Annotated in this window: 23 protein-coding genes and 2 tRNA genes; 15 read left to right on the forward strand and 10 right to left on the reverse strand. The window is 56.0% G+C overall.

Annotated elements, in window-relative coordinates:
* Positions 1 to 31 precede the first annotated feature (31 nt).
* Positions 32 to 1,164 (reverse strand): IS3 family transposase gene (locus ACXLHR_RS08025; RefSeq protein WP_458790947.1). Its coding sequence is split into 2 segments (ribosomal slippage): positions 32 to 885 and positions 885 to 1,164, totalling 1,134 coding nucleotides; the frame shifts between segments, so codons are not numbered across the junction.
* A gap of 262 nt (positions 1,165 to 1,426) precedes the next feature.
* On the opposite strand from ACXLHR_RS08025, the gene ACXLHR_RS08030 reads away from it, so the two are divergent.
* From ACXLHR_RS08030 to ACXLHR_RS08040, 3 genes are all read left to right on the forward strand, one after another.
* Positions 1,427 to 2,314, forward strand: a complete 888-nt coding sequence (locus ACXLHR_RS08030; protein WP_458790948.1) for a DUF7146 domain-containing protein — start codon at positions 1,427 to 1,429, stop codon at positions 2,312 to 2,314.
* A complete protein-coding gene (locus ACXLHR_RS08035; protein ID WP_458790949.1) occupies positions 2,311 to 3,432 on the forward strand; it encodes an AAA family ATPase in 1,122 nt (373 codons plus the stop codon). Before ACXLHR_RS08030 ends, ACXLHR_RS08035 begins: the two co-directional genes overlap by 4 nt.
* A gap of 815 nt (positions 3,433 to 4,247) precedes the next feature.
* Complete coding sequence (locus ACXLHR_RS08040) at positions 4,248 to 4,523, forward strand: hypothetical protein (RefSeq protein WP_458790950.1); 276 nt, start codon at positions 4,248 to 4,250, stop codon at positions 4,521 to 4,523.
* Positions 4,524 to 4,759: 236 nt separating this feature from the next.
* Here ACXLHR_RS08040 and ACXLHR_RS08045 read toward each other — a convergent pair.
* Positions 4,760 to 4,849 (reverse strand) — tRNA-Ser (locus tag ACXLHR_RS08045).
* Positions 4,850 to 5,084: 235 nt separating this feature from the next.
* Between ACXLHR_RS08045 and ACXLHR_RS08050 the strand changes: the two genes are divergently transcribed.
* From ACXLHR_RS08050 to ACXLHR_RS08080, 7 genes are read left to right on the forward strand one after another with little or no spacing between them, the layout of a single operon-like run.
* Complete coding sequence (locus ACXLHR_RS08050; protein WP_458790951.1) at positions 5,085 to 5,942, forward strand: SPOR domain-containing protein; 858 nt, start codon at positions 5,085 to 5,087, stop codon at positions 5,940 to 5,942.
* Positions 5,943 to 5,965: 23 nt separating this feature from the next.
* Complete coding sequence (locus ACXLHR_RS08055) at positions 5,966 to 7,171, forward strand: D-alanyl-D-alanine carboxypeptidase family protein (RefSeq protein WP_458790952.1); 1,206 nt, start codon at positions 5,966 to 5,968, stop codon at positions 7,169 to 7,171.
* A 7-nt stretch (positions 7,172 to 7,178) separates the two neighbouring features.
* Positions 7,179 to 7,784 carry a dTMP kinase gene (gene tmk, locus ACXLHR_RS08060; protein ID WP_458790953.1) on the forward strand — a complete coding sequence of 202 codons (606 nt, stop codon included), beginning with the start codon at positions 7,179 to 7,181 and terminating at the stop codon, positions 7,782 to 7,784.
* Positions 7,781 to 8,890, forward strand: a complete 1,110-nt coding sequence (locus ACXLHR_RS08065) for a DNA polymerase III subunit delta' (protein ID WP_458790954.1) — start codon at positions 7,781 to 7,783, stop codon at positions 8,888 to 8,890. The genes tmk and ACXLHR_RS08065 overlap by 4 nt, the downstream gene beginning before the upstream one ends.
* Before the next feature lie 17 nt (positions 8,891 to 8,907).
* On the forward strand, positions 8,908 to 9,696 hold the full coding sequence (locus ACXLHR_RS08070) for a TatD family hydrolase (RefSeq protein ID WP_458790955.1): 789 nt from the start codon (positions 8,908 to 8,910) through the stop codon (positions 9,694 to 9,696).
* A complete protein-coding gene (locus ACXLHR_RS08075; protein WP_458790956.1) occupies positions 9,693 to 10,496 on the forward strand; it encodes an MBL fold metallo-hydrolase in 804 nt (267 codons plus the stop codon). Before ACXLHR_RS08070 ends, ACXLHR_RS08075 begins: the two co-directional genes overlap by 4 nt.
* 13 nt (positions 10,497 to 10,509) lie before the next feature.
* Positions 10,510 to 11,439, forward strand: coding sequence for an AEC family transporter (locus ACXLHR_RS08080; protein ID WP_458790957.1), 930 nt, complete (start codon positions 10,510 to 10,512; stop codon positions 11,437 to 11,439).
* Here ACXLHR_RS08080 and ACXLHR_RS08085 read toward each other — a convergent pair.
* From ACXLHR_RS08085 to ACXLHR_RS08105, 5 genes are all read right to left on the reverse strand, one after another.
* Positions 11,436 to 12,656, reverse strand: a complete 1,221-nt coding sequence (locus tag ACXLHR_RS08085; RefSeq protein WP_458790958.1) for an ABC transporter permease — start codon at positions 12,654 to 12,656, stop codon at positions 11,436 to 11,438. The genes ACXLHR_RS08080 and ACXLHR_RS08085 overlap by 4 nt on opposite strands.
* A 3-nt stretch (positions 12,657 to 12,659) precedes the next feature.
* Positions 12,660 to 14,306, reverse strand: a complete 1,647-nt coding sequence (locus ACXLHR_RS08090) for an ABC transporter permease (protein WP_458790959.1) — start codon at positions 14,304 to 14,306, stop codon at positions 12,660 to 12,662.
* Positions 14,307 to 14,414: 108 nt separating this feature from the next.
* Positions 14,415 to 15,521 carry an extracellular solute-binding protein gene (locus ACXLHR_RS08095; protein WP_458790960.1) on the reverse strand — a complete coding sequence of 369 codons (1,107 nt, stop codon included), beginning with the start codon at positions 15,519 to 15,521 and terminating at the stop codon, positions 14,415 to 14,417.
* A gap of 85 nt (positions 15,522 to 15,606) precedes the next feature.
* Positions 15,607 to 16,707 (reverse strand): ABC transporter ATP-binding protein, encoded by a 1,101-nt coding sequence (locus ACXLHR_RS08100; RefSeq protein ID WP_458790961.1) that lies wholly within the window; start codon positions 16,705 to 16,707, stop codon positions 15,607 to 15,609.
* 228 nt (positions 16,708 to 16,935) lie between these two features.
* A tRNA-Leu gene (locus tag ACXLHR_RS08105) sits at positions 16,936 to 17,022 on the reverse strand.
* A gap of 150 nt (positions 17,023 to 17,172) precedes the next feature.
* Here ACXLHR_RS08105 and lipB point away from each other — a divergent pair.
* Positions 17,173 to 17,868, forward strand: coding sequence for a lipoyl(octanoyl) transferase LipB (lipB, locus tag ACXLHR_RS08110; RefSeq protein ID WP_458792503.1), 696 nt, complete (start codon positions 17,173 to 17,175; stop codon positions 17,866 to 17,868).
* A gap of 55 nt (positions 17,869 to 17,923) precedes the next feature.
* Here the strand turns inward: lipB and ACXLHR_RS08115 are convergent, their stop codons facing one another.
* Positions 17,924 to 18,211: a DUF305 domain-containing protein gene (locus ACXLHR_RS08115; protein ID WP_458790962.1), complete on the reverse strand. Its 288-nt coding sequence runs from the start codon at positions 18,209 to 18,211 to the stop codon at positions 17,924 to 17,926.
* A 188-nt stretch (positions 18,212 to 18,399) separates the two neighbouring features.
* Between ACXLHR_RS08115 and ctaD the strand changes: the two genes are divergently transcribed.
* Positions 18,400 to 20,073 (forward strand): cytochrome c oxidase subunit I, encoded by a 1,674-nt coding sequence (gene ctaD, locus ACXLHR_RS08120; RefSeq protein WP_458790963.1) that lies wholly within the window; start codon positions 18,400 to 18,402, stop codon positions 20,071 to 20,073.
* Between the two features lie 90 nt (positions 20,074 to 20,163).
* Positions 20,164 to 20,652, forward strand: a complete 489-nt coding sequence (locus ACXLHR_RS08125) for a DUF2244 domain-containing protein (RefSeq protein ID WP_458790964.1) — start codon at positions 20,164 to 20,166, stop codon at positions 20,650 to 20,652.
* A gap of 75 nt (positions 20,653 to 20,727) precedes the next feature.
* On the opposite strand, the gene ACXLHR_RS08130 is transcribed toward ACXLHR_RS08125, so the two are convergent.
* Positions 20,728 to 21,189 (reverse strand): GatB/YqeY domain-containing protein, encoded by a 462-nt coding sequence (locus ACXLHR_RS08130; protein WP_458790965.1) that lies wholly within the window; start codon positions 21,187 to 21,189, stop codon positions 20,728 to 20,730.
* 205 nt (positions 21,190 to 21,394) lie between these two features.
* Between ACXLHR_RS08130 and carA the strand changes: the two genes are divergently transcribed.
* Positions 21,395 to 22,555 (forward strand): glutamine-hydrolyzing carbamoyl-phosphate synthase small subunit, encoded by a 1,161-nt coding sequence (gene carA / locus ACXLHR_RS08135; protein ID WP_458790966.1) that lies wholly within the window; start codon positions 21,395 to 21,397, stop codon positions 22,553 to 22,555.
* A 73-nt stretch (positions 22,556 to 22,628) separates the two neighbouring features.
* Positions 22,629 to 24,515, forward strand: coding sequence for a glycosyltransferase family 2 protein (locus ACXLHR_RS08140; RefSeq protein WP_458790967.1), 1,887 nt, complete (start codon positions 22,629 to 22,631; stop codon positions 24,513 to 24,515).
* Here the strand turns inward: ACXLHR_RS08140 and ACXLHR_RS08145 are convergent.
* Positions 24,478 to 25,131: a GntR family transcriptional regulator gene (locus ACXLHR_RS08145; RefSeq protein ID WP_458790968.1), complete on the reverse strand. Its 654-nt coding sequence runs from the start codon at positions 25,129 to 25,131 to the stop codon at positions 24,478 to 24,480. The two genes, ACXLHR_RS08140 and ACXLHR_RS08145, sit on opposite strands and share 38 nt — an antisense overlap.

The raw sequence follows: 25,131 nt of genomic DNA on the forward strand, positions 1-25,131 counted from the left end.
ACATCCTTGTTAAGGTGGATCTGGGTTTTATTTAGGCTGCTAATCTCATTGGTTCTGTTTTGCTGACATAGGCCTCATCTGGGGTCAATATGCCGTGAGTTGAATGCGGGCGCTCAGAGTTGTAATACGTCAGCCATTTGCCGATCCCAGCCCGCATTTCCGAGCCTGTCTCAAAGGCATTCAAATAGACGCATTCATACTTCAACGATCGCCAGAGCCTTTCGATCATGCGATTGTCGCGCCATGCGCCTTTTCCGTCCATGCTGATCTTGATGTCTGCGTCGACCAGCACGTCGATCCAAGCGCCGCTGGTAAATTGGCTGCCCTGATCGGTGTTGAAGATTTCCGGCGTGCCGTGCTTGGCGAGCGCCTCTTTCAAAGCCTCGACGCAAAAGTCTGCATCCATACTGTTGGACAGCCGCCACGAAAGCACTTTGCGGCTGTGCCAATCCATGATCGCCACGAGATACAGGAAGCCGCGTCGCATCGGTATGTAGGTAATATCTGCGCACCAAACCTGATTTGGGCGGTCAATTGCCGCATTCCTCAGCAAGTAAGGCCAGATCTTGTGATGCGGATGCTTTTTACTTGTGTTGGGCTCCTGATAGATCGGAACCAGACGCATAAGCCGCATCAAGCGCCGGATCCGGTGGCGGCCACATTGGTGATTGTTGCGCTTCATGTACCGGGCCATCTGACGCGATCCATACCAAGGCGTTTCCAGGAACTGTTTGTCGATGATTTCCATGAACCGCAGGTTCTCAGCGCTCTCGCCGACGGGCTGGTAGTAAAGCCGCGAACGCGACAACTGCAATAGTTCGCACTGTTTACGCATGCTTAACTTATGATCTCGGCTCACCATTTTTTGCCTCGCATCCCGAGCAACTGCTGCGAGGCATCCGCCAAAAAATATCGCTCCACAACAAGCTGACCTATCTTGGAATGCAGCTTGTCGACGTCAACGGCACTTACCCCATCGGGCGCTGAACCTTTGCGCGTAAATGCCGTCGCCATATTCTCTATCGCCGCCCGTTTCCAAGTCCCTATCTGGGTCGGATGAACGCCATATTTTTTGGACAGTTCCGCCATCGACATCTCCTCGCGGATTGCTTCAAGCGCAACCTTGGCTTTGAAATCGGGCGAATGGTTCTTTCGTTTTGTCATTTGGGATCACTTCTTTCGTCATGCGATCCACCTTAACAACTGGTCCGAAAATCCGCGACCACCTCTTCGCTGCTTGGCTTGATAACCTCAAACCACGAAATGAGGTTTGATATGGGACGCTTAAACGAAAAGAGCCAAAACCTGTTGGCGCAGGTTCCAGCTCTAAATTCTTGCCAATGGTCACTGGCGTCTAAGAATTCAATATCACAGCCCAGCGCTGGGCGTCAAACAGTGCTTTCCCTTAATACTTGGGGGGCAACACATGAGTGACGCACAAAGCTTAACAATGGCACTCAAGGGGCATTGGCACGGTAGCTACGGCCTCGCCTATTGCCCTGCGCATGACAACACCAGAACACCCGCGCTAAGCCTCGCAAACGGGGGCGGCGATCAACTTTTGGCGCATTGTCATGGGGGGTGTGGCTTTCTCGACATCATAGCGGCGTTAAAGCATAGGGGGCTAATTGAGGGGCAAGGTGACTACATCCCCGCTGACCCTGCCGAAGCTGAACGGCGGCGCAAACGTGAACTAGAGGGGCAGCACAAGCGCTGCGAACAAGCGGGAAAGATTTGGGACGCGGGTTTGCCGATTGGTGGCACTTTAGCCGAAACCTATCTGCGCAATCGGGGGATCACTTGCCCCCTTCCTGACACGTTGCGCTTCAATCCCTCTTGCTGGCATCCAACGCGGGTGAGCATTCCCTCAATGCTGGGAAAACTTGAGGGCAACATCGGGACCGCCGTGCATCGCACTTACCTTGGCAACGCAGGCGTGAAGGCTTGTGTCGCACCTGACAAGGCAATGCTCGGGACATGCAAAGGCGGCGCTGTGCAGGTCGCACAGAGCGATGGGCCGTTGGTGGTGGCCGAAGGTATAGAGACAGCCCTATCGCTTGCATGCGGCTTGCTAGACGGCCCTGCGACGATCTGGGCGGCGCTGTCTACATCGGGCATGCGTTCGCTATCCCTTCCCGCAAAACCTCACCACCTGATCGTTGCCCCTGACAGCGACGACAATGGCGAGGGCATGAAAGCAGCACAGGCACTTGCACAAAGGGCGTCAAGTTTAGGTTGGCAAACCTCGATTGCCGCTGCCCCATTGGGCCAAGACTGGAATGATTATATTATGACGAAAGGCGGTTCAGTATGAAAATTGACCAAACATTTATGAAGGCCGAAGGTTCGGAAATCGTTATTCGCACGACACCTGAAAACCTAACTATCAGCGCAGCTAGCTTTGAAGGCACAACGGCACCAGATCGCAAGTGGATCGTGCAGGAAATGATCCCTGATCGCCAAGTTACACTTTTCACAGGTGACGGTGGGACAGGCAAATCATTGGTCGCAATGCAGTTATCAGTAGCCGTTGTTTTACGTCAAAAAAGACCCTTGCAGACTTGGTTAAACAGACCAGTGATCGAAGGCAGCGTGATCTACTTGGGGGCGGAAGATGAACAAGAGGAAATGCAACGTCGCCTTGAAGACATTATCGGCAAGGAAAAGTGCGACTTCCTAGACTTGTCAGACCTGCACATAAAGTCCCTAGCTGGCGAAGATGCACTTCTCGCGACGGAAGCTAGCGTTCATGCCCCCCTTAGCCCGTCCCCACTTTACCTAATGACGGAAAGAGAAATCCAAAGGGTACGCCCAAAGTTAGTTGTTCTCGACACTTTGGCAGATATGTATCCAGCAAACGAGAATGACCGCGCAAAAGTCAGGCAGTTTGTTGGGATGCTAAAATTCCTTGCCATAACTTATGACTGCGCAATTGTGTTGCTTGCTCACCCGTCAAAAAGTGGCATGGAAACTGGGCGTGGCGATAGTGGTTCAACGGCTTGGAATGGTTCTGTTCGGTCGCGGCTCTATCTTACCCACAAAAAGGACAGTAGCGGCTTGGCAGACCCGAATGGCCGCATTCTTACCAATATGAAAAACAACTATGGGCGACTAGGCGCGTCCAATGAGTTGTTTTGGGACGATGGCGTGTTCACTGCGAAGGCGGCTGAAACTGCGATGGACCGTAAAGCAACAACGGCAAAGGCTGAACGTGTGTTTATGGACCTGCTAAGGCTATTTACCGAACAGGGCCGAAATCTAAATGCTTCGGCTGGTGCTAACTATGCACCTTCGCAGTTTGCTGCGCACCCTAAAGGTGAAGGGATTACGAAACCGATGTTTAAAACGGCAATGAACAAGCTTTTTGACGATGGTAAAATCGTGAACGAAGAAAACGGGCGTAGAAATGACATTGTTATGGTGCAAACCTAAGCGCACCTCCCCCGAAACTGCCTGACAACTGGGGGTGCATCTATGGTGCATCCCCTTATCACCTCCCCCGAAACTCCCCTGCACACCTCTCCCCCTTATACCCCCTAAGAGATGCGCCGCCCTTTAGCGGCTCGCGCATTCTTTCTTATTCACGAAAACAACATTCTGGATCATCGCCCAGCGCTGGGCTTTGGACGATCTGTTTACCTAATGACGGTACACAAACGTGAGTAAAGCAAAACGCATATCGTGATGCAAATAAAATACGGGCGTATCTTCCAGCAATGCTGGGAACACTTCTGGGATGCAGTGTTCGGCACTTAGTCCTTTTCGGTAAGTTATCGACTTTCCTAAGTCGCACAGCGCGAACGCATACCCCTTACAGCGCCCCCCTGCCACTGGCGGATCAAGGACAATGCCGAATGCCGTGGAATTAGCACAATACTATCTGAATGAGGCCTTGCGCCTATCCAGCGCCGCGATTGTGTCACTAGACATCGCACGGGCAGAACGCTTACGTGTTTGGCTTTTGGACACTTGGAAGTACCCTGAAATCCTGCCCAGTGAAATCGTACAAAGCGCACCTATCACTGCACTAAGAGAAAGGCCGACGGCAAACAAAGCGCTAGCAGCTCTCGAAGAAGGCTCAGAGGTTCGGGGCAAGATCAGAAAGCTGGCTTACCGCATCGTGAAACATCACAGTTAACCGATTAGCAGATTAGCAACTGCCGCCTTTCCTGAATGCAGGAAATGGCCTTTGAAGTATACGTATGTTATCACAGGTTAATGTCGCCAAGAATGAGTGGGAATATTAGATGATGCGGTTTATTTTAATAGTGTCGGTTTTTTTTGCCACCCAAACAGCGGCGGGAACAGTGGACGAACCCACAGCAAAGCTAATCATTCAAAAGGGCGAAATAGTTAGCTCCCGAACCTTTTCACAGCCTAGCATTGGCTGGGAAATGATTATTAGGTTTGAAGAAGGCTTGTATATCTGTTCTGTCCAACGCGACACTAGATTTGGAATGAATGGCTCGCCTCATGTTGAATATGTTCGTGTAAATACTTGTATTGACGAAGCTTTAGAGTAGCTAAAATCACTGTCCCCTAGGAAATGGTTCTTATCGCTGATAAATGGGCGCGAGCGATCCTAAGCACGGCTACAACAGAACACCAAAATTTAGAGACTAGATAATTCCCACCAACATGTCCTTTTAGCGCCCAGCACGTTCCATGAGTTCCAGCGCAAGGTGGGGGATCATGTGGGGGATCAAATACGCTCAAGTCACTTATTCATCAATTAAAACAATGACTTGAGTGATGTATCTGGCGGAGGCTCAGGGATTCGAACCCTGGGAGGACTTTCACCCTCGTCGGTTTTCAAGACCGGTGCATTCGACCACTCTGCCAAGCCTCCGTTGCGCACCTCTTATAGACCTGATTCCGATTCGGAAAGACCATTTGCGACTTGGGGAAATCCGCCGACATTACCGCGCAATCACTTCCAAAACCGCTACCATACCGCTACTGTGCCATTCGAAGCAGGGCTTGCGGCATGGTCGCACGCTCCGCTATACACTGTTTAAACGTGCAAAAGGTCGATCAACGGCCACTCCAGGAACAGGAGGCGCATGTAATCCGAGGGGCGAATGATGGGTCAACGATACAACCTTTCGAAATATACCGGTCTGTCGGTAATTTTGATCGCGGCAATGGGGCTCGCAGCTTGCGACGAAAATGGCCAGTTCATTGCGGCGGAGAACACACCCGGCGCGCCGTCCATGAGCCAAAGCACCGAACTGGTTGAACGCGACGTCGAAGCACCCGATGTGTTCCAGATCACCGAGCAAGGGCTTTGGGACGGTCGTCCATCCTTGGGCGGCGTCTGGGTGGCTCACCCGTCATCGCAAGACCCCGAGCGTGTGATCGTACGCAACGAAGCGAACGGCAAGTTTGTGATCGGCGCCTTATTCCGGCGCGAGCGTGAAAACCCCGGCCCTGCATTACAAGTCTCCTCCGACGCCGCCGAAGCGCTGGGTCTTTTAGCAGGCGCACCCGCCACCCTGAATGTCACGGCCCTGCGCCGCGAAGAGGCCGCCGTGGCCGCAGCCCCCGAAGCAACAGTTGACTTTGGCGAACCCGAAGACATCGCGGCAACCCCGCTTGACCCGATCGCCGGGGCCGCCGCCGCCATCGAGACGGCAGCAGCCAGCACGCCAGTGGCAACACCGCCCCCCGCCGCGCCGACACCCGCACCTGCTGCCACCTCTTCCAGCCTTAGCAAACCTTTCATCCAGATCGGCATCTTCAGCGTGGAAACCAACGCGCGCAGTACCGCTGACCGCTTACGCAGCGACGGGCTATCGTCCCAGGTGTTTGCTCAAAAAAGTCAAGGCAAACCGTTCTGGCGTGTGATCGTAGGTCCTGCACCAACCTCCGCTGACCGCGCTGCTGCACTGGCAAAGGTCAAAACACTCGGGTTTGCCGACGCCTATTTTGTCACCAACTAACCCATATCCAAGGGAGCAAACTCATGATCACCCTGCGCCACATGGCCGCAATTGCGACGCTGATTTTGACACCTGCCATGAGCAGCGCACAGATTTTCGAGACCAAAGCTAGCGCCGCCTACGTTCTGGACCAAAGCACAGGCACCATCCTGCTTGCCAAAAACGCGAACACACCGTTACCCCCGGCCTCCATGTCCAAACTGATGACCGTCTATATGGCCTTCGAGGCGGTGGCCGACGGGCGCTTGCGCATCGACGAAACCTTGCCGGTTTCTACTCATGCGGCGTCCTACGGCGGCAGCTCGATGTTTCTCGACACCACTGACCGCGTCACCGTCGAAGACCTGATGCGCGGCGTGATCGTGCTTTCGGGCAACGATGCAAGCGCAGTCCTCGCCGAGGCACTGTCACTCGACGGCACCGAAGCAGGCTTTGCGCGCATGATGACCGAGCGGGCAAAACAGATGGGCATGATGAACTCCAGCTTTGCCAATTCCAACGGCTGGCCGGCCGCAGGGCATCGAATGTCGATGGAAGACCTCGGCATTCTGGCCAACCGTCTGATCACAGATTACCCGACCTACTACCCGCTGTTTTCCGAACAGTCATTCGAATTTGACGGGCGCGTCCCCTCCAACAGCCAGAACCGCAACCCGATTCTGGGTCTCGGCATTGGCGCTGATGGGCTTAAAACCGGCCACACAACCGAGGCTGGCTACGGGCTGACAGGTTCAGCCAAACAAGGCGACCGCCGGATCATTTTTGTGCTGACAGGCATGGAAACCCCGCAAGAACGCGCGGAAGAAGCGGAAAAAATCGTGAACTGGGCCTTCCGCCAATTCGCGCAAAAACAGGTCGGGCGCGCTGGCACGCAGTTCGCACAGGCCGACGTCTGGATGGGCGAAGCGGCAACCGTGGGACTGACCATCGCCGAAGATGTGCATTTGCTGGTGCCCGTGATCGGATCCTCAAACGGCATCGACGCCGAAGTCGTCTATAGCGGCCCCTTTACAGCGCCTATCACCAAAGGCCAGCAACTCGGTGAATTGGTCATTACATTGGACGGATTGCCCGAAGCACGGGTACCCTTAGTCGCTGACCGTGACATTGCCAAAGGCGGATTCGACACACGGCTGCGCACAGCGGCCATGGTGCTTTGGAACAGGTTTGCGCCGATACCTGATACCACCGAAGATACTCCCGAAACCACCGCCGACGCGCCTGCCTGATCCGCGAATGTCCGCAAGGTTCATCACATTCGAGGGCATTGACGGCTCGGGTAAATCCACGCAGTCACGACGCTTTGCCGACCTGCTGCGCGCACAGGACCAAGACGTGATCCTGACGCGCGAACCCGGCGGCAGCGCAGGTGCCGAAGAAATTCGCAGCCTCTTGCTGACAGGCGATCCCGATCGCTGGAGCGCAGAAACCGAACTTCTGCTCTTTACTGCCGCACGGCGCGACCACTTGGAAAAAACGATCCGCCCTGCCCTCGCGCAAGGGCAAACAGTGATCTGCGACCGCTTTGCCGACAGCACGCGCATCTACCAAGGGGCGACACGCGGCGATCTCCGCGCAAAAGTCGACGCATTACACGCACTGATGATCGGCGTCGAACCCGACCTGACCTTCATCATCGACATGGACCCGAAAATTGCACTGGAACGCGGCCTCGCGCGGCGTTCTGGCGAAGACCGCTTCGAGGACTTCGGTCTCGGCTTTCAAGAAACCCTGCGCCACGGCTTCCTGACGCTCGCTAAATCCTTCCCGAACCGCTGCGTGCTGATCGACGGCAACCGCACCGTAGACCAAATCGCCACCGAGATCGCGGCCCACGCATGAGCGACGAGACCCTTCCAGAACCCGACCGCATCGAGGGCGCGCCACACCCACGGACCACCCGCATCCTTTTTGGCCAACACCGCGCCGAGGCTGACTTCCTCGACGCCTATAACACAGATCGTCTGCACTCCGGCTGGCTGATCACCGGACCGCGCGGCGTCGGCAAAGCCACGCTTGCATGGAAAATCGCCACCTTCTTGTTGGCAGAACGACCCGACACCGGCGTCCAAGCAGCCACATCGCTAACAATCCCGGATGATAACCCCGACGCGCGATTGGTCCAATCAGGCGCTCACCCGCGCATGATCGTGGTCCGGCGCGGCTACAATCACGACACCAAAAAACTACGCCAGGAAATAACCGTCGACGCGGTGCGCGGGCTGAAAGATTTCTTTCACATGTCCGCCGCTGACGGCGGGCGGCGCGTGGTGATTGTCGATAGCGCGGATGAAATGAACCGCAACGCCGCCAACGCAATCCTCAAAGAACTCGAAGAACCGCCTGCGAATACTACAATTCTCCTCATCTCCCACCAACCCTCGCGGCTCTTGCCAACAATCCGCTCGCGCTGCCGCGTGCTGCGCTGCTCGCAATTGACGACCGAACCCCTGCAACACGCCCTCACCCAAGCAGGGTTCGACACAGCCAACGCCGAGGGCCTCGCGACGCTCTCCGAAGGCTCCGCAGGCGACGCCGTGCGCCTGCTACGCCACGACGGGCTAGCGCTTTACGCGTCCCTCATCCGCCTGTTCGAAGGGCTGCCAAAAATCGACCGCCCCGCCGCCCTGAAACTCGCCGATAGCTGCGCCGCACGCGGGGCCGAAACCCACTATGGCCTGACCCTCGACCTGATCGACCATTTCCTCGCCCGCACTGCCCGCGCAGGGCTCTTCGGCGAGCCTCATTCCCAAGGCTCCCCGCACGAGGCCCGCCTGCTCGCCCGCCTCGCCCCCACCGACCGCGCGGCGCAAACCTGGGCGCAACTGCAACAAGACCTAACCACACGTGTGCGCCACGGTCGGGCGGTCAACCTTGACCCGGCCTCGCTGATCCTTGATATGATCTTCAAGATCGAAGACACCGCCCGAAAGGTCGGCGCAAAATAACACCAAGGGGTATCAGCATGGGCCAACCAACAATCGTCGACAGCCACTGCCACCTCGATTTCCCTGATTTCGATGCAGAGCGCCCCGAGGTAATCCAACGCGCACTTGACGCAGGCGTGGAACGCATGGTCACCATTTGTACCCGCCTGCGCAATGAACCCGCCGTGCGCGCCATAGCCGAAGCACACGCCTCGGTGTTCTACGCCGCCGGCACCCACCCGATGAGCGCCGCCGAGGAACCCCTCGCCACGGTCGACGCGTTGGTGGAAATGTCCCACCATCCGAAATTCGTCGGCATCGGCGAAAGCGGCCTCGATTACCACTACACAGCCGACAGCGCTGATATTCAAAAACAGTCCCTGCGCATCCACATCGATGCCGCACGCGAAACCAAACTCCCGCTCATCATCCATGCCCGCGCCGCTGACGACGACATGGCCCGGATCCTGAGCGAAGAATACGCCAACGGCGCATACACCTGCGTCATGCATTGCTTCTCCAGCAGCCCCGCGTTGGCCCGCAAAGCTCTTGATCTCGACTTCTATCTGTCCATGTCCGGCATCGCGACGTTCCCAAAAAGCCAAGAGGTCCGCGACATTTTCGCCGCCGCTCCCGTCGACCGCATTCTTGTGGAAACCGACAGCCCTTATCTCGCGCCAAAACCCTTTCGTGGCCGTCGCAACGAACCCGCCTATAGCGCCCATACCGCCGCCGTAGGCGCCACCCTCTACAACATGGATTACGCAGACTTCGCGGGCCGAACGACCGCAAACTTCGACCGGCTGTTCTGGAAAGCCAAATTATGAGCGACACAATCACCTTCCGTATCTTAGGCTGCGGATCATCCGGCGGCGTGCCGCGCTTAGGCGGACACTGGGGCGACTGCGACCCCACAAACCCCAAAAACCGGCGCCTGCGCTGCTCGCTTCTCGTGACCCGCAAACGCGGCGACGCCACCACACGCGTTCTGATCGACACCGGCCCCGATATGCGCGCGCAACTGATCGACGCCGATACCGGCACGCTTGACGCGGTGATCTACACCCACGCCCACGCGGACCATGTGCATGGGATTGACGATCTGCGCATGATTTTCTTCAACACACGTGAACGACTGCAAGTCTGGGCCGACGGCGACACCGCCGACCAACTCCTCGCCCGCTTCGGATATGCCTTTGTGCAACCCAAAGGTTCCTCGTACCCGCCGATCTGCGAGCTCAACACCCTGCGCGACACGGTCACAATCGACGGCGCCGCGGGCCCGCTGACCTTCACCGCTTTTGAAGTCGAACACGGATCTATCGACGCACTCGGCCTACGCTGCAACGACGTGGCCTATATGCCCGATGTCTCTGGCATTCCCGAACGCGCGTGGGACCATCTCGAAAACCTCGACGTCTGGATTATCGACGCCCTGCGCCGCACGCCGCACCCGACCCATAGCCACCTCGCCAACACACTTGACTGGATCAAACGGGCCGCGCCGAAACAGGCGATCCTGACAAATATGCACATCGATCTGGACTATGACACAGTGCGCGCAGAAACTCCCGACCACATCACCCCCGCCCATGATGGATTAGAAATCACGCTACCTGCCAAATAGAAAGAACACGCGCATGACCGCTCTCCTCGACGTCATCCTTCCGGTCTTTATTGTGATTGGCTTTGGCTACACCTCCGTCTGGTCAGGCTATTTCTCTGACGCACTGGCCGACGGGCTGATGAAGTTCACCCAAGGCTTCGCCATTCCCTGTCTTCTGTTTCTCGCCATATCCACCCTCGATCTGGGGCAACACTTCAATTTCGCGCTGTTATTCAGCTACTACGCTGGGGTAATCCTGTGCTTTTTCATCGGGTTGATCGGCGCGCGCCTGATCTTCAAACGCGACTGGGAAGACTGCGTTGTCATCGGCTTCGTCGGCATGTTCTCGAATTCGGTGCTGCTCGGTGTGCCAATCACAGAGCGAGCCTACGGCGGTGACGCCCTTGCCGCAAACTTCGCCATCATCGCGCTGAACGCCCCCATCTGCTACGCGCTCGGGATCACAGCGATGGAAGTCGTGCGCAACCAAGGCAGATCACTGGTCGCCCTGCCCGCCAAAGTTTTCAAAGCCGTTTTCAAAAACGCGCTGATCGTGGCCATTGGCGGCGGGTTTCTGGTGAACCTGACAGGAATAACATTGCCAGCCGCCTTTTCAGAAGCAGTCACTCTCATCTCGCGCGCAGCCTTACCTGCCGCACTTTTCGGCTTGGGCGGCGTGCTGTTCCGCTACAAACCCGACGGCGATATGCTCACCATCATGTTCGTCGTGGTGATCGCACTCATCATACATCCCGCGATCACATTCGGACTGGCAAAGGTGTTTAATCTCTCTACCAACGAAATCCGCTCAGCTGTTATCACGGGCGCAATGGCACCGGGCGTCAACGCCTACCTCTTTGCAGATATGTATGGTCGGGCGCGGCGCGTGGCCGCATCCGCCGTGCTGATCGCCACGGGGTTAACCGTGATTACTGCATGGGGCTGGCTCGCTATCCTGCCCTAGTTCGGCGTCAATCCACGCAACCGCTCGGACCTGCGACGCAGCGCCTCTACAGTCGCGAGCAAACAAATCGACACGATCACCAGTATCGTCGCGACCGCCAGAATGGTCGGACTAATCTGCTCGCGCAGGCCTGTGAACATTTGCCAAGGTAGCGTCTTTTGCGCCGCCGCCCCTACAAACAATACCACAACAACCTCGTCAAACGAGGTGATAAAAGCAAACAGCCCGCCCGAGATCACGCCCGGCAGGATCAACGGCATCTGCACGCGGAAAAACGTAACCGTCGGTGTCGCGCCCATATTCGCCGCAGCGCGGGTCAATGAATTGTCAAACCCCACAAGTGTCGCCGTCACCGTGATAATCACAAACGGAATACCCAAGGCAGCATGAGCTAAAATCACCTTGATATAGCCGGTCAACGACTTTGAAAGTCCCAAGGTGTCCTCCAGCCACAATCCCATCTGGCTGTAGAAAAAGAACATGCCGGTCGCCGAAATAATCAACGGCACAATCATCGGCGAAATCAGGATCGCCATGATCGCACGACGAAACGGTACATGCGACTGGCTCAAACCGATTGCTGCCAATGTCCCCAAAGACACCGAAATGATCGTCGCAAAGGGCGCAATAATCAACGAGTTCTTCATCGGCCGCAGCCAATCGTCATTGGTGAAAAAGTCACGGTAATGCTTCAGCGAATAACCCGCAGGATCCAGCGCTAGCATCTCCGGCGTAAAGGTGAAAAAGTTTTCCGCATTAAACGACAGCGGAATAATCGTGATAATCGGCGCAATCAAAAAGAAAAAGATAAACCCGCAGATCAGCAGGAACGCATTGTGCCATAGCACTTGGCCCGGCGTCGCATAAACAGGCACGCCGGCGCGGTATTTACCCAGATGCAGCCAATAGGCACACCAGCCCAACACCGCACCCGCAGCCAGCCCCACGATCAACCCCATCGGCCCGCCCAGCAAAACGCCCGCCACGCCCATGACCGCAATTGCGCCCCAGCGTCCGGTTTTATACGGCAGGAAAGTCACCAAAACATAGGCGATCACAGCGCCTATTAAAACGCCCGCCCCCACACCCAAAGCCGCGCCGAGCCCTGCTGGTGCCGCAGCAATCAAACCAAACACCCCGCCCAACGCGGCAGTCAGTGGCACGGTAAATCCGGTCAACGAGGGTGTCGGCATTTTGCCATTATATACAGTAGCCATGACTTATCCCAACTTCACGTTATCAATACCGACAATGCGGTCGTAGGCCCAATACAGCAGCAGAACCACCACCAGCAAAATCGCCCCCAGCGCTGCCGCCAGACCCCAGTTCAAAGAGCTGGAAATATGATAGGCAATCCGGTTCGAAATAAAGACACCCTTGGTCCCGCCCACAATTTCAGGCGTGATATAATAGCCAATCGCCATGATAAACACGAGGATCGAGCCCGCGCCAATCCCTGGTATGGACTGCGGAAAATAAACCCGCCAGAACGCGGTCCAATTGGTCGCGCCCAGCGATTTGGCTGCCCGCACATAGGTCACAGGAATGGTTTTCATCACCGAATACAGCGGCAAAATCATAAACGGCAGCAAGATATGCGTCATCGCAATGATCGTCCCCGTCGCGTTATTGATCAGCTGTAACCGGTTATCATCCGCCACAATCCCCAACCACACAACAATATCGTTGATAACCCCCTGCTGCTGCAACAAAACTTTCCACGCCGACGTGCGCACCAAAAGCGATGTCCAGAACGGCAACAGCACAAAGATCATCAACATATTGGCCTGACGTGTCGGCAGGGTCGCCAGCAACCACGCCACAGGATAACCCAGCAAAATGCACGCACCCATAATCGTCAGCGACATCAGGATCGTGCGATAAAACAACGTGATATAGATCTGCTCGCCCTCAGGACGCCATTCCGGACCATCAACCGTCTTTTCCATATCAATCGAATTCAGGAAATACCCGTTGGTTAGCGCCGGACTATAACGTTTCACCATGCTCCAGAACGCCGGCTCCAGCCAGCCATCATCAATATCCGCATAAGTTGCAGATAAAAGCTCGGTCTCGAACGTAGGCACTGCTGCCGCTGCGGTCTCTATAACACCCGAAAATTCCCCCGCGACCATCGCGGCAGGATCAAGGCGTAAATCCTCATACAAAGCCAGATACACACTGTTCCATGGCATCTGCGCACGCGGATCATCACCGTCCTCGCGCTGGGTGAAAATCGCAAATTCGCGGTAGGCGTCCGCAGTGCGCGGCAGGCTTTCGGCTACATCAGGATCAACAATAAACCGGCGCGTCACCGCTTCGCTCTCGTCCTCGCCCACAGCCTCCAGCCACTTGTCCGACGCAAACAGTGCCGCAAACGTGGCCGGCTCAGCAAGCACAGGATCTAGCGCTTGAAACTGATCGGCGTAAATCTCGCCAATGTCATCAACCGCGCGGCCCGTCTTGCGAAACAGCGACGACGCGCCAGATTGTTCGTAATTCAACCGCGACCCCAGCCGCGTGTGTTCCTTGCGTTCCACCGCAACAACCAGATCCTGCGTCAACGCAAAGAACAGATCTTCGTCAGGAGCCTGCGCAGATTTGACCGACCAGTTTCCCAGCGCAACAGTGGTACGCGGCAAGGTCTCGCTCACAATCTGGTTCTCGACAGAGCGGAACAACATCTGCCCGATCGGGACAATAAAGGTAATCACGATAAACACCAACAACGGCGCAATCAGCATCATCGCACGCAGCTTCTCGCGGCGCAGGGCACGGCTCAACGACGCCTTCAACGGCCTTCCGTCAGCGGCCAGAACTGGCCCGGAGTCTTGATCTCCAGTGTCTTGATGCGAAATGTCGGTCATATTTGCCTATCCGGTCATAAGTATGTGCAATCCGCAGCCCCCAAACACAGGCGGCTGCGGATCATTGGTCCATTCAAGGGCCGGTTTTACCCCGCCCTTTAAACGGTCTTACTGTGACAGCCACGCTTGGAATTTTGCATCCAGATCGTCACGGTAATCAGCCCACCACTCGTAGTTATACACAAACACGTTGGTCGCATTTGCCGCGTCGGTAGGCATATGTGGTGCCATCTCGATACCCAATTCTGCGTGCTGGCCAACCAGTGGACCCGACGATTTGCGCGCAGGACCGTAGGAAATATACGCAGCCTGATCCGCGAGATGCTTGGTATCTGTCGTCGTTTTGATAAAGTCGAGCGCACGCGCCTGACGCTCAGGGCTTAGACCGGTCGGAATGATCCACCCGTCAATATCGTACACCTGTGCATCCCATAACATCGCAACCGGCTGGTCTTGCTCTACGATTACGCTGAACAAACGCCCGTTATACGTGGTGCCCATGACGACTTCGCCATCAGCCAGCAACTGCGGTGTGTCAGCACCGGCAGACCACCAAACAACACTGTCCTTGATTGTATCAAGCTTGGCAAATGCCTGTGCCTGACCTTCATCGGTCTCCAGAACGTCATAAACATCCTCTTTGGCTACACCGTCACACAGCAACGCCCATTCCATATTGTTGATGGGGCGCTTTTCCAAGGATCGCATACCAGGATAGGTATCTGTATCAAAGAACGCGCAGATCGAAGTTGGTGGCGTATCACCCACCAGATCGGTGCGATATCCGGCTGTGGTCGAGTAAACAATCTGCGGGATAAAGCAATCAGCAACCAGCAAATCGCCAAAATCTTCAGAAGGTGTCGACCCGTCATCACCGGGAGCCAGCATGGTATCATGATCGATTTCCATCGCCAGACCTTCGTCACACAGACGGATCGCGTCCGATGCAACAACGTCCACAACATCCCACGTGACATTGCCTGCTTCATTCATGGCGCGTAACTTGGCCACAGCCTCGTTAGAGCTCTCGTCATTCACAATTGTCACACCGGTCGCAGCGGTATACGGGTCGTGATATGCTGCCTGCTGTGATGCGGAATAGGCGCCGCCCCAGCTTACGATCGTCATAGTATCGGCCATTGCTTCCTGCGCGAACGCCGAACCGCCTGCAACAGTCAAAGCCGTTGTTGCCAATAGTACTCTTGTCATTTTCATGTGTCGTCTCCCGTTAGGTACCCGGAGTTATAATCAGAGACTGCTTTCCGGGCGGAAGCATCTCCTATTCTCGCACCCGAACGCGTTACGCGTCCAATGCGCGGCAATCTTCTGTCAGCCAACCAATTTCGATCGTCTGACCCGGCACAAGTCGGGTCTGGTCAGGGGCGTTGCGCGATTTGATGACAAAGTCATCACGGCCCGCCACCCGCAGACGTGTGCGGAAAATGTCGCCCATATAAATGAACTCCAGCACTTCCGCTTTCAGCGTATAAGCATCATCTTTCAGGCGTGTTTTATCAAATTCGACCCGCTCGGGGCGGATCGACACCTTGGTGCGCTCGCCCACCGCCGACACGTTCACAGGGATCGCATCAATGATCTCGCCGCTGTCCAACTCGACAATACAGCTATTGCCTTTGATCTCTTTGACCACACCATCCAGCGTATTGTTCTCGCCGATAAACTGGGCCACAAAACTGTTCTGTGGCGCCTCATACAACTCGGCTGGCGGTGCCAGTTGCTGAATACGGCCATCATCAAACACCGCGACACGGTCCGACATGGTTAGGGCTTCAGTCTGGTCATGGGTCACATAAACCACGGTAATCCCCAACTGATGCGCGAGGTTCGTGATTTCGAACTGCAAGGTCTCGCGCAGCTGTTTATCCAACGCACCCAGCGGCTCGTCCATCAAAACCAACTCGGGCTCGAACACCAAGGCACGCGCCAGCGCAATCCGCTGCTGCTGTCCCCCCGACAATTGCGTCGGACGGCGATTGGCAAATTCCTGCATCTGCACCATTCCCAGCGCACGCATCACTTTCTTCTCGCGCTCGGCTTTGCCCATCTTGCGCACTTCCAACGGAAACGACAGATTCTCGGCCACGGTCATATGCGGAAACAATGCGTAGTTCTGAAATACCATACCAATGCCACGCTTGTGGGGCGGAATATGGTTAATCGACACACCATCCAGCTTGATCTCGCCATGTGTGGCCGTCTCGAAACCCGCCAGCATCATCAGGCAGGTCGTCTTGCCCGACCCCGACGGCCCAAGCATCGTCAAAAACTCGCCCTTGGGCATCGAAAGGTTCAAATCTTTTACAACCAGCTTTTCGCCGTCGTAACTCTTTTGCACGCGTTCGAATTCAACGAACGCGTTGGTGGATGTGCCATCGGCCAAACCATGTCTCCCTGATGTGCAACGATTCCGCTGCTGTTATTACCAAGAACAGAACAAAGGCATGGCAGCATTGCAACCCGATTCCTCAATGCCTTTTTGGGAAACAGCTAAACGCAGGTAAATGGCCCGTAAATGCGCCATTAACAGGCAAATCGCCCGCAAACGCCCAGTAAACAGGCATAAAATAATTTGCTTTAGGGGAGTGTCATCCACAAAGTGGGAAAACACTGGTGCGGTCGGAGGGACTCGAACCCTCACTCTTGTTACAGAACAGCGACCTCAACGCTGCGCGTCTACCAATTCCGCCACGACCGCGATCAGTGACTTCGGCTGCTCTAAACCAAGCTTGCAGCCACCTCAAGCGAAAAAATGCACCTCTTTTGACTTAGCTGCCCGTGACGCAGTTTTGCACAGGCGTAACCCTTGTCATCACAGGCGAAATCCCCCTAAGTCAGCGCAGAAAATATCAAAAAGGCTGGCCGCTGGCCAAAACAAAAAATGGTAGACTGGATCACATCAACAGGGCTCACCCCCTACCCCGCAGCGCTGGCCTTCATGGAAGACCGCGCCAACCAGATCGCCGCAGGCACCGCTGACGAATGTATATGGCTGGTCGAACACCCGCCACTTTACACCGCAGGCACCTCGGCCAATCCCGCCGACCTGCTCTCCCCCGACCGGTTCGACGTCTTCGAAGCACGGCGCGGCGGCGAATACACCTACCACGGCCCCGGACAGCGCGTCGCCTATATCATGTTAGATGTGGGCAAACGCGGCCACGACGTGCGGGCTTTTGTAAACCAGATAGAACAATGGATCATCAACACGCTCGACACCTTTAACGTCAAAGGCGAGCGGCGACAGGGCCGCGTCGGCGTCTGGGTCACCCGCCCCGACAAGCCGCTCAATGCAGACGGCACTCTCGCCGAGGACAAAATCGCAGCCCTTGGAATCCGCCTGCGCAAATGGATCAGCTTCCACGGCCTGTCCATCAACGTAGAACCCGACCTCACCCACTTCACCGGCATCGTTCCTTGCGGCATCGTCACCCACGGCGTCACATCCCTCGTCGACCTCGGCCTGCCCGTCACCATCGACGACGTGGACGTAGCGCTTAAACAAACCTTCGCCCAAAGCTTCACACCAAAAGACGCCTCATGACCGCCAACGCTCCCCAAACCGGCCGCCTCGCTTAAAACTATGATGCCAACACGCGTTATTTAACGTTCTCAGCCAGCCAATTTGTCATCACCTCGATTTCGTCAACCTGCGCATCCATGATCTCTTGTGCCAGCTCGACCATTTCGGGATCATCGCCATGGTCCAGCAACACCTGCGCCATTTCAATAGCACCTTGATGGTGTGCGATCATGGCACAAGCAAACGCAGACAAAGCGAATACTGTCGTCAAATCCACCGGTTGCTGCACATTCATACCGTGACCAAACCTCACACCAGCCAAGGCGACCACACCACATTGCACACAATGACCTGCGAACCGCATTAAATCTTCCGCTTCTCAACACGCACGCCAATAACAGTCGCCCCAAAAGCACCTGCGCCAAATTAACCCAGTCTTATTACTGCATGTATTATTGCCCCTTCAGCCACAACGCACTAGAACAGGTCTAATTGTATCGGCACGAGATGACTCGGCGCCTGTACATCCGTTGACAATCTAAGGAGAGCCACATGGCAGATGCAGCCGTCCACGGCCATGACCACAAAGACGATCGGGGCTTTTTCACCCGCTGGTTCATGTCCACCAACCATAAAGACATCGGGATCCTGTATCTGTTCGTATCAGGGATCGTCGGGTTCATTTCGGTGTGTTTCACCGTTTATATGCGCCTCGAACTCATGCACCCTGGCGTGCAATACATGTGCCTTGAAGGCGCACGGTTCATCGCAGATAGCGCCTCCGAATGCACGCCAAACGGCCACCTCTGGAACGTCCTGATCACCTACCACGGTGTCTTGATGATGTTCTTTGTGGTTATTCCGGCGCTCTTCGGCGGCTTTGGTAACTACTTGATGCCATTGCAAATTGGCGCACCAGACATGGCGTTCCCACGCCTCAACAACCTGTCGTTCTGGATGTATGTTGCAGGCACCTCACTTGGTGTTGCTTCCATGCTGACACCGGGCGGCAACGGGCAACTTGGCTCTGGCGTTGGCTGGGTCATGTATCCACCGCTCTCGACATCAGAGACAGGCATGTCGATGGACCTCGCGATCTTTGCGGTCCACCTGTCGGGCGCATCGTCAATCCTCGGCGCGATCAACATGATCACCACCTTCCTCAACATGCGCGCACCGGGCATGACAATGCACAAAGTGCCATTGTTCAGCTGGTCGATCTTTGTAACGGCTTGGATGATTCTTCTGGCCCTGCCCGTCCTTGCGGGTGCGATTACGATGTTGCTGACAGACCGGAACTTCGGCACCACCTTCTTCCAACCCGAAGGCGGCGGCGACCCGATCCTGTATCAGCACATCTTGTGGTTCTTTGGTCACCCCGAAGTCTACATCATCATCATCCCGGGCTTCGGCATCATCAGCCACGTCATCGCAACCTTCTCCAAAAAACCAATCTTCGGCTACCTGCCAATGGTTTACGCGATGGTCGCAATCGGTGTTCTGGGCTTCATCGTCTGGGCGCACCACATGTATACGGTTGGCTTGTCGCTGACACAGCAGTCTTACTTCATGCTGGCAACAATGGTCATCGCGGTGCCAACAGGGGTGAAAATCTTCTCTTGGATCGCTACAATGTGGGGCGGCTCGGTCGAGTTCAAAGCCCCCATGCTCTGGGCGCAAGGCTTCCTGTTCCTCTTCACCGTTGGTGGGGTCACAGGGATCGTTCTGTCACAGGCTGGCGTTGACCGCGTTTACCACGACACTTACTACGTTGTTGCGCACTTCCACTACGTCATGTCGCTAGGCGCAATCTTCTCGATCTTCGCAGGTATCTACTTCTACTTCCCTAAATTCTCTGGGCGTATGTATCCTGAGTGGGCCGCGAAACTGCACTTCTGGATGATGTTCATCGGCGCAAACATGACCTTCTTCCCACAGCACTTCTTGGGTCGCCAAGGGATGCCACGTCGCTACATCGACTACCCGGAAGCCTTTGCGCAATGGAACCTTGTCTCGTCTTATGGCGCGTTCCTGTCCTTTGCATCCTTCCTGCTGTTCATCGGCATCGTGGTCTACTCACTGAAATGGGGCCGCAAGGTCACAGAGAACAACCCATGGAACGAATATGCAGATACACTGGAGTGGACATTGCCATGCCCACCACCAGAGCACACATTCGAAATCCTGCCAAAGCAGTCGGATTGGGACAAAGGACACTCGCACTAGCGAGCACCTGATGTGAAACAAATAAAGGCCCCGTCAATTGACGGGGCCTTTTGCATTTGCCATCCACAAAAACCGGCGTAAATAACAAACATGCCGTATGAATGGTCCGAAAACCCGCGCAACACAAACCAACCGCTAGAGCTAAACCTCTGGCCCTACCGATCCTTGCTCCGCAGAGATTTCGTGCTGTTCATCGGCGCAACAGTAACAATCGTGGCCATGCCACTGATCGTGCTGCTAGGCAGCGGAGTTTTATGGATCATGCTGGGATTCTTTGTTGTGACGCTCTGGGGGTTATGGACCGCCCTGAACATCAGCTACAAACGGGGTGAATCACTGGAACATCTGGTGCTGACGCACGACGAAGTGCAGCTCACACATCATACCGCAAAAGGCAAAACACTCTATTGGAACGCCAACAGGTATTGGGCAACAGCGCACTTGCACCCGAAATCAGGCCCCGTAGAAAACTACATTACCCTACGGGGCGGCGATCGAGAGGTCGAAATCGGATCGTTCCTCGACGCAGACGAAAGACTGGTACTGTTTGAAGAGCTCCAAATCGCCCTGCGCCGGTAGCGGCGCGATGGGGCCTAGACCCAATCCTTACACTCGCCGCACATGTAGGATGGGTTTCAACCCATCCTCAAGATCTCAGCCCAAACGCGCCTTGACCATCGGACCTGCCTTGGCAAAATCCATCTGACCGGTGAATTTATCCTTCAACGCAGCCATGACCTTGCCCATGTCACGAATAGACTGGGCATCCACCTTGGCAATCGCGGCAATCACCGCCGCCTCGGCCTCAGCCTCCGACAGCTGACGGGGCAGGAAATCTTCAATGATCTTGATCTCGGCAAGTTCCTTTTCCGCCAATTCCAGACGACCACCCTCTTCATAAGCACGCGCGCTCTCGTGGCGCTGCTTGACCATCCGGCCAAGTATCCCGAGAATATCCGCCTCGCTAACCCCCGCATCTTCCTGCGGTGTGCCACGCTGGGCAATATCGCGGTCCTTGATCGCGGCATTGATCAAACGAAGTGTCGACAGACGATCTGCCTCTTTGGCCCGCATCGCGTCTTTCAACGCTGCTGTAATCCGGTCGCGCATTTCCATGGAATTCCTCAAAGGTCGTTATAGACGAAACCGCAACATAGTGCGTCGCGCCACCACTGACAACCTCTTCCCTTAGGCTCCGCCCTTTGGTTTCCTCATCGTCATCCACAAATCCCCCTTGTTTCACAGGGTAGATCGGGCCTTGACCCGCCTGACCCACGCCCGTAAACCCAGCACAATTTGGCACGCATTGGGGAACGATAAGATGGCACATTCCGAACAAATCAAATCAACAGCCTGCCTCGCACTTGCAGACGGCACCGTGTTCTACGGCCATGGTTTCGGCGCCACCGGCGAGACAACAGCCGAACTCTGCTTCAACACTGCGATGACCGGCTATCAGGAAATCATGACCGACCCGTCCTACGCGGGCCAAGTCGTCACCTTCACCTTCCCCCATATCGGCAACACCGGCACCAACACCCAAGACAATGAAACAACCACCCCCGCTGCCGCTGGCATGATCGTGAAATGGGACCCGACAACCTCCTCCAACTGGCGCAACACCCAAGAACTGGCCCCGTGGCTCCTTGCAAACGGGTTGATCGGCATGGGCGGCATCGACACCCGTCGCCTGACCCGCGCAATCCGCCAACAAGGCGCACCACATGTGGCCCTCGCTCACGACCCCGACGGCAACTTTGACATCGACGCTCTGGTTAAAAAAGCCCGCGGTTTTGTCGGCCTCGAAGGACTGGACCTCGCAAAAGACGTGACCTGCGCACAGTCCTATCACTGGAATGAAATGCTCTGGGCATGGCCCGAAGGCTACAAACCTCAAACCGATCCCAAATTCAAAGTTGTCGCAGTCGACTACGGCGCAAAACGCAATATCCTGCGCTGCCTGGCCTCGGCGGGCTGCGACGTCACCGTAGTCCCTGCCTCTGCCACAGCCGAAGACATCCTCGCCCATAAACCCGACGGTGTGTTCCTCTCCAACGGTCCAGGCGACCCCGCCGCAACAGGCAAATACGCAGTGCCAATGATCCAAAACATTTTGAAACAAACCACCCTGCCCGTCTTTGGCATCTGCTTGGGTCACCAAATGCTGGCACTCGCCTTGGGCGCAAAGACTGTGAAAATGAACCACGGTCACCACGGTGCGAACCACCCCGTCAAAGACATGGACACCGGCAAAGTCGAGATCACCTCGATGAACCACGGCTTTGCGGTCGATAGCCAGTCCTTGCCCAAAGATGTGATCGAAACCCATATCTCTCTGTTTGACGGCTCCAACTGCGGCATCCGCATGGCCGACCGCCCCGTGTTCAGCGTGCAGCACCACCCCGAAGCCTCCCCCGGACCACAAGACAGCTACTACCTATTTGAGCGGTTCACCGACGCCATGGCAAAAAACGCAAAATAAATCATTTTGCGAAGGCCTTAAGCAAGTATTAACACTCGCGCGTCAAAAGTAACCTGTTCACAGCAGGTTAACCATGACGCAACATCAGGCTACGTTCTCGTCCGCATTGATTCCCCTCAGGGGGATTAATGCGCTGTCGGGCTATCTTATAGATGAACACCTGCTGTCCCATAGCGACGCCATCCTAGCGCAATCAATCAGTGTCAAAGGCGGACAACGGCTCGCCGACGTGCTGACCATCCGATTTGGGATCGCGTCCCTCTCGATCGCAGAAGCCCACTCGTCTCTCTACCAAGCCCTGCTCATCAATCCCCACGACACCCCACCAACCCCAAGACTGGTCGACAGATTTGGTCCCGCCCAAGCCGCTCAAACCGGCCTTTTGCCATGGCGCGTGATCGGACGCGCCACCGTTGTGCTGACCGATAAACCCGACCAGTTTGAACGGCACATCGACGCGCTTACAAACATGTTCGGCCCGATCCGCATGGCCGTCACCACCACTGAATATATCGAAAAATACCTAATCGCGCAGCATAGCCCGTACCTCGCCCACCGCGCCGAAACCAAAGTACCCAGCGCGCAATCCAGCAGGCTCTGGCACGCCCGACGCACCTTAATCTGCGGCTCGATAACCCTCGCGGCGCTGTGCCTTTGCGCAATCCTGTTCCCGCAAACCACATTCGGCGTACTTTGTGCGTGGACCACCCTCATCCTGATCCTCACCACCATCCTCAAAGCATGTGCCGCAATCGCCTGCCTGACGCATAACACAATTCAAAAACACCCCCTCGTCATCCCCGCACGCCTGCCCAGAATCACCCTACTGGTGCCACTGTTCAGAGAGACTGAAATCGCAGGCCACCTGCTCGCCCGCCTGCGCGAAATCGACTATCCGCGCGAACTTCTCGATGTCTGCCTTGTGACCGAAGGCGACGACATGATGACCCGCGACGCCTTGGGCAAAACCGTGCTGCCCACATGGATGCGCTCGGTGATCGTGCCAGAAGGAACACTGCGCACCAAACCCCGCGCCCTCAATTTCGCCCTCGATTTCGCAAAAGGCAGCCTCATCGGTATTTACGACGCCGAAGACGCGCCCGACCCTGACCAATTACGCAAAGTGGCACTGCATTTCGCAAATTGCGGCCCCGATGTGGTCTGCGTGCAAGGGGTGCTCGACTACTATAACGACAGCACAAACTGGTTAACACGCTGCTTCACCATCGAATACGCCACATGGTTCCGCATCGTCCTACCGGGCCTCGCGCGCATGGGCTTTGTCGTCCCTTTGGGCGGCACCACCTTATTCTTCAAACGCGATATCCTCGAATCCTTAGGCGGCTGGGACGCCCATAACGTGACCGAAGACGCCGACCTCGGCGTGCGCCTCGCGCGCGCAGGCTACCACACCGAACTGATCAGCTCCGTCACCCAAGAAGAAGCAAACGGACGCGCATGGCCATGGGTCAAACAACGCTCACGCTGGCTCAAAGGCTACGCCATCACCTACGCGGTGCACATGCGCAACCCGCGCCAACTCTGGCAGGATCTGGGCGCAAAACGCTTCTTTGGTGTGCAACTGCTGTTCCTCGGAACCCTGTCGCAATTCGTCCTGCAACCGATCCTGTGGTCATTCTGGCTGGTGCCTCTCGGCGTCCCACATCCGATCCTCAATATCCTGTCACACACAGGGTTCTGGACACTCGCAGGGGTCTATTTCGCGTCCGAAATCGTCAACCTGATCGTCGCCGCCATTGCGCTCAAATCCGCAAACAAGGTCTGGCTCATCAAATGGGCGGTCACACTCCAAGTCTACTTCCCTCTCGCCGCCCTCGCCGTCTACAAAGGGCTGTTCGAACTGGCTTGGAAACCGTTCTACTGGGACAAAACCATGCACGGCGTGCTGCTGCCCGACGCGCCTAAGGCGCCGCCTCCACCGCCTGCGCATCTAACTTAAGTCTGGTCTTATAGGCCTTGGAAATATGCTCTTTCAACGCCGCATAGGCCGCGTCACCATCCCCCGCCTCAATCGCATCCACAATGCGGGCATGCTCTTCCAACGTACCAGCTGCACGCCCCTCTGCCGACAATGACGTGGTCGCCAACAACGCCATAGAGCGATGCACCAGATCCAGCTGCTGCACCAAAAACCGGTTATGCGAAGCCAAATGGATTTGCTTGTGAAACCGGCGATTGGCACGGCTCAACGCCGACGGATCATTGGCCAGCCGCTTGTCATCATTCAACATATCGCGCAACACACCGACCTCTTCAGGCGCCGCATGACGGGCCGCCAACCGCGCGGCCATGCCCTCCAACTCACCGCGCACTGCATATAGTTCTGACAGTTGGCTATGATCCAACGACGCCACAATCAACGACCGCCCGTCACGGCTAAGCAGGTTTTGCGTCTCCAACCGCTGCAACGCCTCGCGGATAGGCGTGCGAGACACCCCGAACCGCTCCGCCAACTCACTCTCGACCAAGCGATCCCCGGGCGTATAGATATGGCTGTCAATCGCCTCCAAAATCAAACCATAAGCATCTTTTTGCGGGCTGCGCGTCTCTGTCAT

Source organism: Yoonia sp. MH D7 (assembly GCF_054439475.1).

What these genes read in the sequence shown, in the direction of transcription:
- ACXLHR_RS08030 (WP_458790948.1), top strand. Translation starts at nt 1,427, where the DNA reads ATGAGTGACGCACAAAGCTTAACAATGGCACTCAAGGGGCATTGGCAC.
- ctaD (WP_458790963.1), top strand. Translation starts at nt 18,400, where the DNA reads ATGGCAGATGCAGCCGTCCACGGCCATGACCACAAAGACGATCGGGGC.
- ACXLHR_RS08040 (WP_458790950.1), top strand. Translation starts at nt 4,248, where the DNA reads ATGATGCGGTTTATTTTAATAGTGTCGGTTTTTTTTGCCACCCAAACA.
- ACXLHR_RS08140 (WP_458790967.1), top strand. Translation starts at nt 22,629, where the DNA reads ATGACGCAACATCAGGCTACGTTCTCGTCCGCATTGATTCCCCTCAGG.
- ACXLHR_RS08115 (WP_458790962.1), bottom strand. Translation starts at nt 18,211, where the DNA reads ATGCGGTTCGCAGGTCATTGTGTGCAATGTGGTGTGGTCGCCTTGGCT.
- ACXLHR_RS08095 (WP_458790960.1), bottom strand. Translation starts at nt 15,521, where the DNA reads ATGAAAATGACAAGAGTACTATTGGCAACAACGGCTTTGACTGTTGCA.
- ACXLHR_RS08050 (WP_458790951.1), top strand. Translation starts at nt 5,085, where the DNA reads ATGGGTCAACGATACAACCTTTCGAAATATACCGGTCTGTCGGTAATT.
- ACXLHR_RS08090 (WP_458790959.1), bottom strand. Translation starts at nt 14,306, where the DNA reads ATGACCGACATTTCGCATCAAGACACTGGAGATCAAGACTCCGGGCCA.
- tmk (WP_458790953.1), top strand. Translation starts at nt 7,179, where the DNA reads ATGTCCGCAAGGTTCATCACATTCGAGGGCATTGACGGCTCGGGTAAA.
- ACXLHR_RS08035 (WP_458790949.1), top strand. Translation starts at nt 2,311, where the DNA reads ATGAAAATTGACCAAACATTTATGAAGGCCGAAGGTTCGGAAATCGTT.
- ACXLHR_RS08085 (WP_458790958.1), bottom strand. Translation starts at nt 12,656, where the DNA reads ATGGCTACTGTATATAATGGCAAAATGCCGACACCCTCGTTGACCGGA.
- carA (WP_458790966.1), top strand. Translation starts at nt 21,395, where the DNA reads ATGGCACATTCCGAACAAATCAAATCAACAGCCTGCCTCGCACTTGCA.
- ACXLHR_RS08125 (WP_458790964.1), top strand. Translation starts at nt 20,164, where the DNA reads ATGCCGTATGAATGGTCCGAAAACCCGCGCAACACAAACCAACCGCTA.
- ACXLHR_RS08080 (WP_458790957.1), top strand. Translation starts at nt 10,510, where the DNA reads ATGACCGCTCTCCTCGACGTCATCCTTCCGGTCTTTATTGTGATTGGC.
- ACXLHR_RS08070 (WP_458790955.1), top strand. Translation starts at nt 8,908, where the DNA reads ATGGGCCAACCAACAATCGTCGACAGCCACTGCCACCTCGATTTCCCT.
- ACXLHR_RS08130 (WP_458790965.1), bottom strand. Translation starts at nt 21,189, where the DNA reads ATGGAAATGCGCGACCGGATTACAGCAGCGTTGAAAGACGCGATGCGG.
- ACXLHR_RS08065 (WP_458790954.1), top strand. Translation starts at nt 7,781, where the DNA reads ATGAGCGACGAGACCCTTCCAGAACCCGACCGCATCGAGGGCGCGCCA.
- ACXLHR_RS08145 (WP_458790968.1), bottom strand. Translation starts at nt 25,131, where the DNA reads ATGACAGAGACGCGCAGCCCGCAAAAAGATGCTTATGGTTTGATTTTG.
- ACXLHR_RS08075 (WP_458790956.1), top strand. Translation starts at nt 9,693, where the DNA reads ATGAGCGACACAATCACCTTCCGTATCTTAGGCTGCGGATCATCCGGC.
- ACXLHR_RS08055 (WP_458790952.1), top strand. Translation starts at nt 5,966, where the DNA reads ATGATCACCCTGCGCCACATGGCCGCAATTGCGACGCTGATTTTGACA.